Raw genomic sequence first — 17,076 nt, 5'->3', positions numbered from 1 at the left:
AATTCTAGTAACCTGCGTTTTGAGTCAGGTTAGCATTTGATGATAAACTTTGATTAGGTATAGGAAACAACTTTCTAAATTCTGGAATAGAAGTACCCGCTTGCGGACCACCTTTGTAAGACCATAAATAGTCGCTACCGGTGTATACTCCAAAACGTATAAGGTCTTGTCTTCTGTGACTTTCCCAATACAATTCTCTAGAACGCTCATCTAGTAAAAAGTCTAATGTAAGCTGTGCCTGAGTGATGTTTCCTGAGGTATTGCCAAAAGCGCGTTCTCTCAAATCGTTAACATACTCCAGAGCCAGAGCAGTAGAACCACCGCCACCACGTAGAGTTGCTTCAGCATACATAAGTAATACGTCTGCATATCTAAAAAGTGGGTAATCTGTATCTGTAAAAGTACGGTCACTACCAAAGCCTCCTGTAGAGGTACGGTTTGAGAATTTAGTTATTAAATACCCTTGTGCCGTGTTGCCCACATTATCTATTTCCATCGTACGATCTGCCGTAATTAAGGTATTACGCGCATCATTTTGATAAATAGGATTGGCTGTAAAAAGTCTTGAAAAATCTGGTCGTACTCTAAATAAACCACCAAAACCGGTAGCATTAACACCCAGGCTTTCACCGTTATTTTCAGGAACACCCACTTCACCTTGAATAATTATAGTTGTACCACCAAAGTTTTGCGTATTAGTACCATCATTAGCAATGGGAAATATGATTTCGTTCTGCGCTCCGTTAGTGTCGTTATCTGCCATAAAATTGAACAAATAATTAGAAGTCAAACTATAGCCACTGCTTATTAATGTCTCACATACCGCAACACAATCTGCATAACGCGGAGTATCGGTATATACTTCTGCATTTAAATATAATTTTGCAAGTAACATATTAGCCACACCCTGATCTACACGGGCATATTCATTTTGTCTCGCAGCGATTAGATCGGGTAGGGCAGCAGTAAGTTCAGTTTCAATATAATTGAATAAATCTGCTCCTACTATTTCAGGAACCTGATCAAATCCTACAGCATCATTTTCTGTTACTGAAGGTGCCTTGCCAAACATATCTAACAAATGGTAGTTTGCTAATGCACGCAATACCCGTGCTTCTGCGCGGTACGTTTGTACGGTAGCAATAAGCTCTGTGCTTTCGCCTCTTCCGCTTAAAGCCTCAGGAGTAGTTTGTCTTAAAAACTCATTAGCCAGTGCAATTTCATAAGAGGCTCGTGCAAATACTCCCAAAATTAGTGGGTTGTCTGAGCTCCAGCTGTTGCGTTGCATTCCGCGTAAACCCGGGTCATTCTCATACGTCCAGATTACTTCATCTGTAGAAAGGTTTTGAAGATTGAATAACCCACGTATGTATTGACCTGTACCTGCATCAAGACCGGCGATGTTAGAACCTCCCGGATCATTAATACTGGTTAAACTTAAGTTTGCATAAACACCAGCAAGTGCTTGCTTATAGGCTCCTTCATTTTCAAAAAAGCCGTCTGCTAAAAGCTCATCATCATCTTCTGGAGTTACATCCAGATCAGATTCGCAGGCAATGAATACTCCGCCCAGGAGTAGCATTAAAGCGAATGTTCTTAATTGTAGCATATTTTTAATATTAAAATCCATAATTCAGTCCGAATAAGAAAGTGCGTCCTCTTGGGAAAATTGTATTGTCCACACCATTATTAGTAATTTCAGGGTCAAGACCCGAGTAGTCAGTAATAACAAATACATTCTGAACACCCGTCCAAAGTCTTAGTGTGCCTTTACCTAGCTTATCAGCGTCAAAAGTGTAGCCTAATGTAATGTTATCCATACGTAAGAAATCTGCATCTTCCAGATAATAATCAGATAAAATAACATCTGGTGTGTTTACAAAGTTGGTTTCTAAAACCTGTGTAGGTACGTTGTTTAAAACTGTTCTAAAAACATTACCGTATTGTGCGTTACCCGAATTGACGTTGTTGTAAATGTCATTTCCTAAACTTGCACGCAGGTTAAAACTGAAATCCCAATCTTTATAATTCATAGTAGATTGGAAGCCCATTGTAACATCTGCACGGCCATTACCTGCGATGTATTTATCTGCATCATTAAGAATACCATCACTGTTTACATCTACATAAGCACCTTCTATAGGATCACCTGCAGTATCGTATAATTGTCTGTAAACAAAGAATGAGTTAGGAGCAAAGCCTTCGCGTTGTACCTGTATTGTATTACCTGTACCACCAGATATACCTTGAGTTAAAATATCCTGACCAAAGGCCAAACGATTTATCTCACGGTCTATGTAAGTTGCATTGTAGTTTACATTCCAGTTAAAATTATCGTTAGAAACGACATTGTAGTCTATCACAAATTCAATACCCTGAGTTGTGAATTTTCCGATATTTTGAAAACCTTGATTGGAAAAGTTCACACCATCTGGAACAGGAGCCGATGAAAGTAAGTCATTAGATTCTTTACGGAAGAAATCAAGAGAACCATTAAGTTTTCCGTTGAAAAAACCATAGTCAAGACCTGCGTTGTATTCTGTAATTTCTTCCCATTTAATACCTGCATTTCTAAAGAAAGGCTGTCCTATCGTAAAAAACTGATTGCCAAACTGATATTGAGATCTGCTATCTCCTAAGCCATAACGAGACAGGTAGTCATATTGAGATGAGATATCCTGTTGACCGGTAATACCATAACCCAAACGTAATTTCAATAAACTTAACGTCTTAGATTCTTTTAAGAAATCTTCATCAGAAATCTGCCAAGCACCAGATACTGCCGGGAAATATCCAAAACGCTCTTCTGGTCCAAAACGAGAAGTACCATCACGACGTATAGAAGCACTTAAGAAATACTTACTCTTGTAATTGAAGTTACCGCGTAAAAAATAAGCTAATAAAACTACATCAGGATCTATGGTGTTTTCCGGAGGTGCCGCATTAGGGTCGCGTACATTGTTTGTTGTGAAATTTTCGTTCTCAAATATTTGGTACGAGTATCCTCCTGTAATTTCTGTGTTGAAATCTCCAAAAGCTTTGGTATGCACCAAATATGCATCAAATAAACGGTTAGAAGATTTAAAATCGGTATCAGAACGTTGTCCTAAGGTTTCTCCTTCTTCAGCATTAGTACCTAATGCACTGTTACGGTCTATTTCAAAGAAACGGTCTGATTGACTCTCATCTAAACCTAAATTTACTACAGCACGTAGAGGCTCATAGAATGGAAGTCTGTAATCAACTTTAAAGTTTCCGTAGTAACGACGCACACTCGCCACATCTTGTGTTTGCATTAATTGTGCAACCGGGTTACGGGGTACATTTCCTAAAATACGCCCGTTTGCACCAGTGTACTCGTAAAATCCGCCATACTGAGAGTTAGGATCGTAAATAGGTTGAGTAGGGTTAAACTGTAATGCATTACCTTCAATACCCGGAGCAAATTGATTGCGCTCAAAGTTTAAGTTCGCATTAAAATCAATTTTTAAATCTCCGTCAAAAAAACGTGGGTTTAAAGAAAGAGAAGTAGTCGTACGCTCAAAAGAGGAGGTTTTACGCAAACCTTCTTGATCTGCATAACCTACCGAAAGACGTGCTGGTAAATTATCTGCAAGACTCCCACTTACTGATAGGTTATGCTGTGAAGAAAATGCATCACGATAAATAGCATCTTGCCAGTCTGTGTTTGCATTACCTAATAAACCTACACGGTCTGGGAAGCGTTCTGTAACTAAACTACGGAATTCTGATGCATTAAATACATCAATCTTATCGGTTAGACGTGATACACTTGCCTGGCTGTCAAAGTTTACTTTTAAGCCTTGCTTTCCTTTTTTAGTAGTAATAATAATAACCCCATTTGCACCACGGTTACCATAAATAGCCGCTGCAGAAGCATCTTTTAAAACCGAAAACGATTCTATATCTGCCGGGTTAATAGAGGAAATGATAGATCGTGTACCGTTGGCAACATTGCTTACCGGCAAACCATCAATTACAATTAATGGATCATTTGAAGCATTTAACGATGCTCCTCCACGTATTCTAATTTCGGAATTTGATCCCGGTGATCCTCCTGTATTTACCGTAAGACCGGCAACTCTACCGTTAAGTAAGTTTTCTGCCGTTACATTATTTCCCTTATTGAAATCATCTTCACCTATAAGAGCTACAGATCCCGTAAGATCTTTTTTAGTAGTAGTACCATACCCTACAACCACCACAGCATCAAGTTCTGAAGCATCTTCAGTAAGGGATACATCTATGGTACCCTGACCCGTAAACGGTATCGTTTGCGTTCTAAAGCCTAGGTATGAGAAGCTAATTTTGGATCCCTGGTTTACACCAGATAGGGTGAATTTACCATCAAAATCTGTTGTGGTACCGTTTGTAGTGCCTTCTACAATGACATTTACACCGGGTACCGGTTGTTGCAGTGTTGCGTCAACTACAGTTCCACTTACTATAGATTGCGCAATCGTTGTAATGGGCAATAATAGTAAGAGAAAAAGTGTTCTTTTAAATAACATTTTCATAAAATTGTTTGAATTGATCTTTAGTTTTTTTGAATAGAGTTTGCTTTACTTTTATTATTTAACACGACAAACTTACCTAAAGTAGGATGTTAATATTGTACCGCTAAATGTTAATACTAATCACTCTAACGTTTTCGTGTTGACAAGTTTTTTATGCCAAAAGAAGTTAACTATTGTTCAGAATTTTAAATAAACCGCAAATTTGAGCAGAAGTGCTTGTAAAATGAAAAGAAAAATTACCCTTAAAGATATTGCTAAAGAACTTGATGTTTCTATCTCTACCGTGTCAAAAGCGTTGAAAAATAGTTCTGAGATAGGGCAGGATACCCGAGATAAAGTACAGGCTTTTGCAAAACTCTATAATTACAAACCGAATAACATTGCAGTAAGTCTTCAAAATAGCAGAACCAAGCATATAGCTCTTTTTATACCCGAAATCGTACACGATTTTTTTACAACAGTGTTAAAAGGAGTCGAGGAGGTTGCTCATAAGAACGGCTATAATGTATTAGTATGTGTATCTAATGAGTCTTTTGAGAAGGAAGTATTGAGTATGGAAATGTTTGCACGCGGCGGTATTGTTGATGGCTTTATAATTTCGTTATCTAAAGAAACGCAGCTCAAAGAAGATTACAATCACCTTATTGAAATAGAGAATCAAGGTATGCCGCTGGTTATGATCGATAGAATTACAGATAAAGTAATTTCAGATAAGGTAATTGTTGACGATATGCGGGGATCGTACACGGCAATAAGTCATTTAATAAATCAAGGGCGTAGGCGTATAGCTTTGATCACAACCGAAGATTATATAAGTGTTGGCTCTTTGCGTACTAAAGGATATAAAAAAGCACTGGCAGATCACGATATTGTATTAGACGACCGCCTCATACTTACAATTGATGATATAGATAAAGCAGATACCATAATTCAGAATTTTATAGACACTACCAGTTTTGATGCTGTACTTGGTGTAAACGAATTTTTTGCGGTAATTACTATGAAACTGTTACAGAATCAAGGTAAACGTATTCCCGAAGATGTAGCGATTATAGGTTTTTCTGACGGAAAATTATTGCAATACGCAACACCGGCAATAACGGCGGTAAATCAGCACGGTGATGAGATGGGCAAGGCCGCAGCACAAATGCTTATAGACCGGTTGGAGTGTGACAAGGAAGCAGAGAATTACAAAACAACTGTAATTACAACCACATTAATTGAGCGGGAGTCAACTTAAACTGTATTATGCTATGTATTCTATATGTATAACCTTCAGAAGAGTTTGACCCGCACTGTAATTTCAGTAAAAATGAACTTAAATAGTAGATTATTCTAAAATGATTCGAAATTCACTACTTCTTATACTTATCTTGACCTTATTTTTTAGTTGTAAAACTGAAACTAGTGTACAATCTGACGCAACCATGAAAACCAAAAATACACCTCAAAAAGAAGTTGTTTACCACGTATTTACACGCCTTTTTGGAAATACCAATACCACAAACAAACCCTGGGGAACACTTGAAGAAAACGGGGTAGGGAAATTTAATGATTTTGATACTAAAGCGCTCAATGAAATAAAGGATCTGGGCGCGACTTACATTTGGTACACAGGAGTACCGCATCACGCGGTAATTACAGATTATACTGCTTACGGTATTTCTAATGATGATCCTGATGTAGTTAAGGGTAGAGCAGGTTCACCGTATGCAGTAAAAGATTATTATCAGGTAGATCCTGATATGGCTGTAAATCCTTTAAAACGATTAGAAGAATTTGAAGCTCTTGTAAAACGTACGCATAAGGCCGGCTTAAAAGTTATCATCGATATCGTTCCCAATCATGTTGCCCGCAAGTACGAAAGTTTAAATACGCCAATGCATACTTCAGCTTTTGGAACTGACGATGATACAAGCATGTCTTACAAACGTGATAATGATTTTTATTACATACCCGGTGAAGATTTTAAAGTTCCTAACTGGCAGCATGATTATTTGCCTTTAGGTGGCGAGCAATATAGTCTTGCAGATAGGAAATTTAATGAATCTCCAGCAAAATGGACCGGTAACGGAAGCCGTGCTGCTCAACCCGATCAAAATGATTGGTATGAGACTGTAAAAATTAACTACGGAATTTGGCCCGATGGTGGAATCGATTTTGAACCGCTTCCTGAAGATGCAGGGCACTGGGATATCGCTCAACATCAGGAATTCTGGAAAAATAAGGACGTACCTTCTAGCTGGGTTAAGTTTAAAGAAATCGCACTTTTTTGGACTGAAAAAGGAATTGATGGTTTTAGGTTTGATATGGCCGAAATGGTGCCGGTAGAATTCTGGAGCTATATGAATTCTGCAATAAAGACTAAAAACCCTAATGCATTTTTACTTGCTGAAGTTTACAATCCGTCATTATACAGAGATTACATTTTTAAAGGAAAAATGGATTACCTCTATGATAAAGTAGAATTGTATGATACGATAAAGCATATTATGCAAGGTCACGGAAGTACAGATCATATTGCCCCCATTTTAAATGAGCAGAAAGATATCGCTCTTAATATGTTGCACTTTCTTGAAAACCATGACGAGCAGCGTATTGCAAGTCCTGAGTTTGCAGGTAACGCAGAAAAAGGGAAGCCTGCAATGGTTGTTTCTACATTGATTAGTACATCACCTACAATGGTTTATTTTGGACAGGAACTGGGAGAACCAGCCGCAGAAGATTTAGGTTTTGGTGACCCTTCACGAACTTCAATTTTTGATTACGGAAGTGTACCGTCGGTAGTACGCTGGGTTAACAATAAAAAATTTGATGGTGGGCAATCTACAGATGATGAGCGCCAATTGCGTGATTTTTATAAGCGCCTATTGAATTTCAGTACAACTAATTCTGCTATAACAGGTGAATATGCAGATATTCACGCCCACAACAGACAATATACCGAATGGTACAATGATAGAGTGCATTCATTTGTACGCTGGTCTGATACTGATAAATTGGTTGTGGTAACCAATTTTGATGCTCAGGATAGCTTTGGGTTTGAGCTTCAGCTTCCGAAGAATATTATAGAAATCTGGGGATTAAATGAAGGCGAATATGAGATGACAGATCAACTGTACAGTACTCAAAAAGGGATTTTAAAAGTTACTAATGAGCGTGCAACAATGCGTGTTGATATAAAACCTTTAGAATCGTTTGTTTTTAAGCTGAATTAAAGAGTATTAGGTTGGTCATGTTTCATAATAGGATCAACTACTTTGCAAAAGAAAAATGCTGCTGCAGTACTTCCTAAACAGGGAGCTAATATGTAAACCCAAAAGAACCCAAAGGAATCATCGGGAAATGCAGCATCTCCCCATCCTGTTAAGTAAGCTACCATTCGCGGCCCAAAATCACGGGCGGGATTAATACCTGCTTGTGTTAAATGAGCGATAAGGCATATGATTATGGTAACGGTTAAACCTATAAAAACAGGAGCAAGGGTATCGTGAGGTCTTCCTATATTTGAACCTTCGGTAAAACCGAATATAAATAACATCAGTAAAAAAGTTCCAAAGCCTTCTGTAAAAATTGCTAAGGGCATACTCACTGTAGCACCACCGGGAACACTATAAAATTCTCCAAACATCTTTGCAGTTTGCCAGCTTTCGGCACTGCCTCGCACAATAGTATTCGCCGCTTCAAAAGCCTCTATAGAGGGATTAAATAAGAGAAATAAAACCCAACCTGCTGCAAAAGCACCTAAAACTTGAGCAATTACATAAGGAATAAGTTTTCTTGACGGCATACGCTTACTAATCACCATTGCCAGTGTTACCGCAGGATTTAAGTGCGCATTAGATAAATGTCTGGTTAAGTAAATTGCCAGCATTACTGAAATTCCCCAGGCGATGGCAATTTGTAATATACTTTGATACCCGTTAAAAAGTACAGCCACAGCTACAGACCCAATACCGAATAATACCATTACAAAAGTTCCTAAAACTTCGCCTAAAATTTCTCTTTTATTAATCATCTATTGGTTTGTTGGTTGTATGTAGTTCTAAGAGCTAATTTAATATTAGTTCCTTAAGACATTGTTTTATTTACGGAAATTATTAGTTAATAGGTTTTTAATTATTTAAAATATTTAAAAATTATTTATAGAACTGAAAATTCCATGAATAATAGAAACACGGGATTATTAGTAAAATCTTAGCATTACTGACCAATTTCTTAGCCCTAAACCGGTTGATAGTATTGTACTTTTAAGCAATTGCTTTTGCAATTGAAAAGAATTAATGATTTAAACATTTAGCGTGTCAAATATCAAAACTATTGCAATTATAGGAATAGGACCTCGCGGTCTTGCAGCACTTGAAGCCCTGTATATTGCTAAACAAGAGAAAGCTTTAAAAACTAAACTAAATGTTCTCTTGTTTGAAGAGGCTGCGTATCCCGGCGCCGGTAAAATTTGGAGTCCGCAGCAAGTAGTTACAAATTTATCGAATATAAGTGAACGCCATCTTAGCGCCGGTTTGCACGGTAGACCAGAAATACGATTTGACAATTTATATATTGCGAGCTTTCCTGGTTATCAGGAATGGATTACCACTGATGCTGATGAAATTAAAACTGCTGCGGTAGATTATTTTCCACCACGTGCGAAGTTAGGTGCTTATTTAAACGCACGTTTTGAGTCGATTAAAAACGCGTTGTTGGGCGCAGATTGTATTACGCTAATTACTAATAACGTAACTCACGTAGAAACCACCGCAACGGGTTGTTTGATAACTGATGCAGCTCAAAAAACACATTACGCAGATGAGGTTGTTTTAACTATAGGACATCAGGCTACACAACTATCAGACCAACTCAAAGCCTGGGAAAAGCATACCAAAGAATTTTCTCATTTGAAGTTATATAAAGACCCTTACCCCGTGGGAGCACTAGAAACCGAAACTATAACACCAGATGCGGTTGTAGCGCTTAGAGGTTTTGGGTTGTCTATGGTAGATCAGGTACGGGCATTAACTCTGGGTTTTGAAGGCTCCTTTACAAATTCTGAAAATGGTTTGAAATTTAAATATCATCCTTCAGCAACAGCTCCTAAAAAGCTAATTGTATTTTCATTAGATGGATTACCACCGGCACCAAAACCGGTAAATTCTGCTATTGACAACTGGTTTGAGCCCACTGTTGATGAAATTACGCATTTTAGAGATGAATTAGATTCTGCCTTAAAAAACCCAGAACTCATTAAAGATGCTACATTTTTAATAAAAGCTTTAGTAACGCTTACAGCTTCAGTATTTAAACGTTTGGCGCACAAGGCACGATATTATTCTAGTGATGAGACCTATTTAGAATCGCTGGTGGAAACCATTATACGGAAACCGGAAACGAGACATTCACTTGTCTTAGACCAAAATCTTCCAGCTCTAGATCAAATGCAAATGCTGTTAGAGATGGCTTTTGGTAAACAGAAAATAAGTCTCGATTATTGTTTGGGACAGGTTTGGCGTTATGCTCTAGGCATTTTGTATCACGATTATACGCATCTCGATATTTCTGATGTTGCGATGATAGACATTGTAAGCTATATAGAGGCTAGTAAACGCTATTCTTACGGCCCGCCGGTAGAAAGCTTGCAGCAACTGATAGCAGTGGCAGAGGCCGGGATTCTAAATTTAGATTTTGTTAAAAATCCTGAAATCAAATTGACTCCACAGGGATGGCAAATATTTAAAAATGGTAAAGCAAGTACTGCAAATGTTATGGTTAATTCGGTGATAGATCCACCACAATTAATTGCAGTTAATAGTCCCGTAATACAACATTTACTAGATGATCGTAAAGTAGACGCTGTAAGTTATAAATTAGGTTTGCACACACTTCAAGATGGCAGAATAATTAGTAGTGCAGGAAATTCAAATCAACATATCGCACTTTTAGGAAGACTCGCAAAAGGCAGTGTAATAGGAGTAGATGATCTAATTGAGTGTTTTGGCGAGCCGGCAAAAAAATGGGCTGAGGGCGTTCTAAATCGCACAGCAAAAAAAGAAATTTAAGTTAACAATTTAGATTAGGATTGGGAGTGTGTTCTAATGATTCTCCATAATGCATAAACCAGTCTATAATTCTATTTGTGATGTAATCATAGGGTGCATCGTGTGTATAAGGAGCCTGTGCATTATTTAATAAATCTAACTCAGCATTAATTCCCTGTATTTTTTCCTCGGAAAAAAGAGTTGGGTCTGTTAATTTACTTCTTAAATAATCAACAAGCAAACCATGACATTGATTATTAAAATTACCGTTACCATTGCGCTGTGCTTCATCTCGTAGCTTTTCTATTGCTCGTAACAACTCTCCCTGTACAAATTTTGCCTGCCCCGATTGTGGTACAAAATGTTCCCATATGTATTTTCCTTTTTCTGCATACTCAGCTTCTGTTAGTTGTTGCCCATTGCCAGAAAAACTAGAAAAAAGCGAGAATAAAATAAGTGTAGTGAATGTGGCAGGTTGAGTCATTAGAGAAGGCTTTTGGTTAAATTATATATGCTAGTTGGCGAATTCTTAAGATACGTAAAAGTCTTTAATTGTCGTAGATAACTTTATGTATAATAGATTATTGATTTATAATGTAATTATGAGTTTTAAGTCTTTTTATGATAATGTTGAATATTGCATAAACTTTATAATTTAGATTTTATTTTGTTGAAAATTAGGTTGGTATAGTTAAAAATTATGTTGTTTCTTTAGAAAACCAACTTAAAGTTATGCTCACAAAGGTTTATGGATCAGCAGTTTTCGGTGTAGAAGCGACAACAATAACGGTCGAGGTACACATAGATAAAGGAATAGGTTATCATCTGGTAGGACTCCCCGATAATGCGATTAAAGAGAGTAATTACCGAATCGCCGCAGCCCTGCAAAACAATAATCTTAAAATTCCCGGAAAGAAAATTACACTCAATATGGCTCCTGCAGATATGCGTAAAGAAGGTAGTGCCTACGATCTTACATTAGCCATAGGTATTCTTGCTGCTAGCGGACAGATTAATGCTGAACATCTGGATGAATACATTATTATGGGAGAGCTGTCATTAGACGGAAGCTTACAACCCATACGTGGAGCATTGCCTATTGCGATTAAAGCACAGGAAGAAGGTTTTAAAAAATTTCTATTACCCAGCCAGAATGCCCGTGAGGCCGCTATCGTTAAAGATCTTGAAGTCTATGGCATCGATTCTATTTCTCAGGTAATAGACCATTTTGATACGGGTGCAGAACTAGAATGCACTATTGTAGATACCCGCAGTGAATTCTTTAATGCCTTAGAACATCCTGATTTTGACTTTGCTGATGTGAAAGGCCAGGAATCTATTAAACGCTGTATGGAAATTGCTGCAGCAGGAGGACATAATATAATTTTAATAGGTCCGCCGGGAGCAGGTAAAACGATGTTGGCAAAACGTTTGCCATCTATACTACCGCCTATGACTTTAAGGGAGGCTTTAGAAACAACAAAAATTCATAGCGTTTCCGGAAGAATGCGAGAAAACGTAGGACTTATGGCGCAACGGCCGTTTCGCAGTCCGCATCATACGATTTCAGATGTCGCATTAGTAGGTGGTGGAGCCTACCCGCAACCCGGCGAAATTTCCTTATCGCATAATGGTGTTTTGTTTCTTGACGAGTTACCCGAATTTAAACGCACCGTTCTTGAGGTAATGCGACAACCTCTTGAAGACCGTGAAGTCACGATTTCAAGAGCAAAATTTACCGTAACCTATCCCAGTAGTTTTATGCTGGTAGCGAGTATGAACCCAAGTCCGGGAGGGTATTTTAATGATCCCAGTGCACCGGTAACCAGTACTCCCGCAGAAATGCAGCGCTATTTAAGTAAAGTAAGCGGTCCGCTTTTAGACCGTATAGATATTCATATAGAAGTAACACCCGTACCTTTTGATAAACTTTCAGATGAGCGTAGAGCAGAAAGTAGTGTAGATATTAGAAAACGGGTAACCGCAGCACGCGAGTTACAAACAAAACGGTTTAAAGAGAATAGTAGTGTACATTACAACGCACAAATGAGTGTTAAACAAATAAGAACCTACTGTGCACTTGATGAAAACTCCAAAAATTTACTGAAATCGGCTATGGAAAAACTCAATCTTTCGGCTCGTGCTTATGACCGTATTTTAAAAGTGTCTAGAACAATAGCAGATTTAGAAGCATCTGAGCATATAGAAAGTCACCATATTAGTGAAGCGATTCAATACAGAAGTCTGGATCGCGAGGGATGGTTGGGGTAATACTACACGTATTAATTATTTTACTGTAAAATTAATCATCACCGGTCTTATCAGCTTAAGAAAATATTCAGTATTCAATTAAATTAAGGTCATTAAGTCATTTATAAATTTTTTATAAGTAACACTATCAACCTTTTAAAGGGTGTATTTATCTTAAATTTTTTATCCTTCAAATCAAAATAAGGTTGTTTTTTCAACGGGTTGTATTGCTCTGGCTACGTTAGAATCAACATTCTTATGATATATTGTATTACTTACCGGGTAGGCATCAAATTTCGTTCTGGTAAAGCCATCATTTAATAAATCCTTCAGTGTTTTTTCGTTGTGAGAATCACTTAACCAATCGGTATATAATTCAGAATCTAGCACTAGAGGCATTCTTTTTTTCTTATTGTGTACTTCAGCAAAAAAATCATTTGCATTAGTTGTTATAATAGTACAACTGTGGGTTTCATTATCTATTTCTGAATATAGCCCAGCAAACAAGAATAATTTTCGGCTATCATCACCCTCTTCATCAGAGGGTTGATAACAAAAATAGGGAGTGGGCTTTCCGTTTATATGATGAGGTTCAAAAAAACCATCAGCCAGTATTAAACAGCGTTTTTCTAATATAGAATGTTTGAAGGTATTTGATTTAAATATTGATTCGCTTCTCGCATTAAGCGTATTGTATTTTTTCTGAAATTCAGGGATATTATTTAAACCGTAAGCTGGAATTAGACCCCACATTGCAGGATAAATTTTTTCATTTTCATCCATCCTAATTATTTGCAGATTTCCGTGACTAAAGCCATTTAAATGATAATAGGGTTGATATTCTAAGGGTATTTCAAAAGTTTTATCTAAAACTTCTTCAATACGTTTTTTTGTTTTGGTTAATGCCGTAGCGTTACACATATCACGATATTTTAATCATTTAAAGTTTTCAATTGATACAAGTAAATTACAAATCATATAGCAAATATTAAGATTGAAATTTCTGAATATGATGATTTAAAGCTCCCATTTTGCGCTCAGCAATAATGTATTCTTCCGGCAGACGTCAATAGTTTGATTTTTAAGATTGCCAGAAGGGTTAATTGTTTAGAAACTTAATAAAACAAAGCAATTTAAAAGTTCTTTGATGATGAGGCAAGAATAGCGCAGGCAATATGGTTTTGATTTTACATAAAATTTAGTCTTTTTGATATTTTGTTATAAATAGTTTAAGGATTTTGTAACTTAACATCGTTAAATGCGTCATTTATAACAAATTAAAATGATCTCTTTAAATTTTATTAATCAAAAACGAATATCTATGATCAAAACTAAATGGACACCGATAGCATTAATGTTGTCTCTGTTTGTGGTTTCACTTGTTTCCTGCGATGATAAAGCAGAAAAAAATGAGGATATTGCAGAGGCGAAGTTATCTATCGATTATGAGAAGTACGAACTTGAAAATGGCTTAAACGTTGTTTTACATCAAGACACCAGTGATCCCATTGTTTCTGTAGCAATTCAATATGGTGTGGGGTCTAACCGTGAGAAAAAAGGGCGTACCGGTTTTGCTCATTTATTTGAGCATATGCTTTTTCAAGAGTCAGAAAATGTACCTCAGGATCAATTTTTTAAAACCATACAAGATGCCGGAGGGACCCTAAATGGGGGTACATGGCAAGATGGTACGGTTTATTATGAAGTTGTACCTAACAATGCATTAGAAACCGTTTTATGGTTAGAATCAGATCGTATGGGATTCTTAATTAATACCGTTACAGAATCTGCATTTGCAAACCAGCAGGAGGTGGTTCAAAACGAAAAGCGTCAGCGCGTAGATAACAATCCGTACGGTCACACAAGTTGGGTAATTGATAAAAATTTATTTCCAGACGGCCATCCATACAGCTGGCAGGTTATTGGTGAACTAGAAGATTTACAAAATGCTACCGTAGCAGATGTTAAAGAGTTTTACGACAAGTATTACGGTCCTAATAATGCCACATTGGTAATTGCAGGAGATTTTGACAATGCTAAAGCAAAAGAGCTTGTAGAAAAGTATTTTGGGGAAATTAAAAAACGCCAGGAAGTTGCACCTCTAGAAGTTCAAAATGTTTCATTAGCCGCTACAAAACGTTTATATCATGAAGATAATTTTGCAACGGCACCTCAGCTTAATATGGTATGGCCGGCAGTTGAGCAGTATACAGATGATGCATATGCGCTTGATTTTTTAGGCGAAATATTATCAGACGGAAAAAACGCACCCTTATATCGTGTTTTGGTGGAAGATATGGAGGTGACATCACAACCCTATGCCTGGAATGGAGCAGACCAAATTGCCGGAAAGTTTAGAATTTCAGTAACTGCTAATTCTGGTGTTGACCTGGATAGTGTAGAAACCGGTATCAATAAAGCTTTTGCTCTGTTTGAAAAAGAAGGCGTTAAAGAAAGTGATATTGAGCGAATTAAAGCAGGGCAGGAAACCGAATTTTATAACGGTATTAGTAGTGTACTGGGTAAATCATTTCAGCTTGCACAATATGATGTTTTTGCAGGTGACCCTAACTTTATCGAACAAGACATTCAGAATATTAAAGAGGTCACTGCAGCAGATGTAATGCGTGTTTATGAGAAATATATAAAAGGTAAACCATTTATTTTAACCAGTTTTGTTCCTAAAGGCCAACTTGAGCTCATTGCAGAAAATTCTGAAAAAGCTGAAGTTGTTGAGGAAGAAATTACTGAAAATGTAAAGACAGAAATCGTAGAATCTGATAAAGTTATTGAAAAAACACCTTCAAAATTTGATCGATCTGTACCACCGGCAATGGGTGAAACTCCAAAATTAAATATCCCAGATTCCTGGACCGCTAATTTGCCAAACCAGATGGAAGTGTATGGTATTGTTCAAAATGAGTTACCTCTAGTAAATTTCAGTCTTGTAATAGATGGTGGACATTTACTGGACGATCCTCAAAAGAATGGTGTAGCAAACCTTATGACCGATATTTTAATGGAAGGTACTGCTACTAAAACGCCACTTGAATTAGAAGAAGCGATAGATCGCCTGGGGGCTAGTATTTATATGTACACGACAAATGAATCTATTGTTATACGCGGAAATACATTAGCTCGTAATTATGAGAAAACGATGGCGCTCGTAGAAGAGATTTTATTACAGCCCCGTTGGGATGAGAAAGAATTTGAGCGTATTAAAACAAGCACTATTAATGGGATTAAACGTTCTGATGCAAATCCTGAAGTAATTGCTAACCGCGTATATAATAAAATGCTTTATGGTGAAAATCACCCACTAGCACAACCTACCTCAGGAACAGTGGCATCTGTTGAAGCGATTACGATTCAGGATCTTAAGAATTACTATAATGCCTATTTCTCACCTTCGGTTAGTAAATTTCATATTGTAGGTGATATTTCAGAAAATAAGGCACTTGCAGCGCTTGACGGACTTAAGAAAAATTGGGAAGCAAAAGAGGTTACAATTCCAGAATTTCCTATTGCTAATAACAGAGATAAAGCCTCTCTTTATTTTGTAGACGTACCTAATGCTAAGCAATCTGTTATAAATATAGGATACATCGCAATGCCGCGTACAGATGCAGATTTTTATGCTGCTGAGGTTATGAATTATAAGCTGGGAGGCTCCTTCTCTGGTAATGTGAACCTTGTTTTACGTGAAGAGAAAGGATATACCTATGGAGCACGTTCGGGCTTTAGCGGAACCAAAATACCGGGAACCTTTACTGCATCATCAAGTGTGCGTACTAATACCACCGGAGAGTCTGTAGGTATTTTTAAAGATGAGATTGCCAAGTATAAATCTGGCATTTCTCAAGAAGATCTTGATTTTACTAAAAATGCCCTGATTAAGTCAAATGCGCGTCGTTTTGAAACTCAAGGTTCGTTATTAGGAATGTTACAAGAGCGCAGTGCATATGGTCTTGATGCTAATTATATTGAGAAAGAAGAGTCAACTATTAATAATATGACTTTAGAGCAGCACAAACAATTGGCCAATAAATATCTGGATGAGTCTAAAATGGCTTACCTGGTTGTAGGTGATGCAGCAACACAATACCAGCAATTTAAAAATATGGGTTTTGATGAAGTTGTACTACTTGATAAAGATGGTAAAGAAGTTAAACTTGAAGAAATAAAAAAATAGACGATCAAAACGGTCTAAACTAAAAACCCGCTAAACTTATTGTTTAGCGGGTTTTCTATATTTT

10 protein-coding genes are annotated in these 17,076 nt (G+C 37.2%); 5 read left to right on the top strand and 5 right to left on the bottom strand.

What is annotated here, in order from left to right:
* Positions 1 to 4: 4 nt before the first annotated feature.
* Positions 5 to 1,609, bottom strand: a complete 1,605-nt coding sequence (locus P164_RS05780; protein ID WP_035899562.1) for a RagB/SusD family nutrient uptake outer membrane protein — start codon at positions 1,607 to 1,609, stop codon at positions 5 to 7.
* A 10-nt stretch (positions 1,610 to 1,619) separates the two neighbouring features.
* Complete coding sequence (locus P164_RS05775; RefSeq protein WP_028375499.1) at positions 1,620 to 4,538, bottom strand: SusC/RagA family TonB-linked outer membrane protein; 2,919 nt, start codon at positions 4,536 to 4,538, stop codon at positions 1,620 to 1,622.
* A 223-nt stretch (positions 4,539 to 4,761) separates the two neighbouring features.
* Here P164_RS05775 and P164_RS05770 point away from each other — a divergent pair, with 223 nt between their 5' ends.
* The gene (locus P164_RS05770) at positions 4,762 to 5,778 is read left to right on the top strand and encodes a LacI family DNA-binding transcriptional regulator (RefSeq protein WP_028375498.1); all 1,017 of its coding nucleotides are present in this window, start codon (positions 4,762 to 4,764) and stop codon (positions 5,776 to 5,778) included.
* Between the two features lie 100 nt (positions 5,779 to 5,878).
* A complete protein-coding gene (locus tag P164_RS05765; protein WP_028375497.1) occupies positions 5,879 to 7,756 on the top strand; it encodes an alpha-amylase family protein in 1,878 nt (625 codons plus the stop codon).
* Here P164_RS05765 and P164_RS05760 read toward each other — a convergent pair.
* Positions 7,753 to 8,556, bottom strand: coding sequence for an MIP/aquaporin family protein (locus tag P164_RS05760; protein WP_028375496.1), 804 nt, complete (start codon positions 8,554 to 8,556; stop codon positions 7,753 to 7,755). The genes P164_RS05765 and P164_RS05760 overlap by 4 nt on opposite strands.
* 283 nt (positions 8,557 to 8,839) lie before the next feature.
* Here P164_RS05760 and P164_RS05755 point away from each other — a divergent pair, with 283 nt between their 5' ends.
* The gene (locus P164_RS05755) at positions 8,840 to 10,591 is read left to right on the top strand and encodes an FAD/NAD(P)-binding protein (RefSeq protein WP_028375495.1); all 1,752 of its coding nucleotides are present in this window, start codon (positions 8,840 to 8,842) and stop codon (positions 10,589 to 10,591) included.
* Position 10,592: 1 nt separating this feature from the next.
* Here P164_RS05755 and P164_RS05750 read toward each other — a convergent pair whose 3' ends face one another.
* Complete coding sequence (locus P164_RS05750; protein WP_051621233.1) at positions 10,593 to 11,054, bottom strand: hypothetical protein; 462 nt, start codon at positions 11,052 to 11,054, stop codon at positions 10,593 to 10,595.
* A 248-nt stretch (positions 11,055 to 11,302) separates the two neighbouring features.
* Here P164_RS05750 and P164_RS05745 point away from each other — a divergent pair, with 248 nt between their 5' ends.
* The gene (locus P164_RS05745) at positions 11,303 to 12,841 is read left to right on the top strand and encodes a YifB family Mg chelatase-like AAA ATPase (protein WP_028375493.1); all 1,539 of its coding nucleotides are present in this window, start codon (positions 11,303 to 11,305) and stop codon (positions 12,839 to 12,841) included.
* 174 nt (positions 12,842 to 13,015) lie between these two features.
* On the opposite strand, the gene P164_RS05740 is transcribed toward P164_RS05745, so the two are convergent.
* Positions 13,016 to 13,741, bottom strand: coding sequence for an SOS response-associated peptidase (locus P164_RS05740; RefSeq protein WP_028375492.1), 726 nt, complete (start codon positions 13,739 to 13,741; stop codon positions 13,016 to 13,018).
* Positions 13,742 to 14,141: 400 nt separating this feature from the next.
* On the opposite strand from P164_RS05740, the gene P164_RS05735 reads away from it, so the two are divergent.
* On the top strand, positions 14,142 to 17,012 hold the full coding sequence (locus P164_RS05735; protein ID WP_035899560.1) for a M16 family metallopeptidase: 2,871 nt from the start codon (positions 14,142 to 14,144) through the stop codon (positions 17,010 to 17,012).
* The last annotated feature ends 64 nt before the right edge of the window (positions 17,013 to 17,076 follow it).

The organism is Leeuwenhoekiella sp. MAR_2009_132, from assembly GCF_000687915.1.
Lineage (GTDB): Bacteria > Bacteroidota > Bacteroidia > Flavobacteriales > Flavobacteriaceae > Leeuwenhoekiella.
The sequence above is the reverse complement of the archived record's forward strand: the minus strand, read 5'-3'. Positions and strand labels throughout refer to the sequence as shown.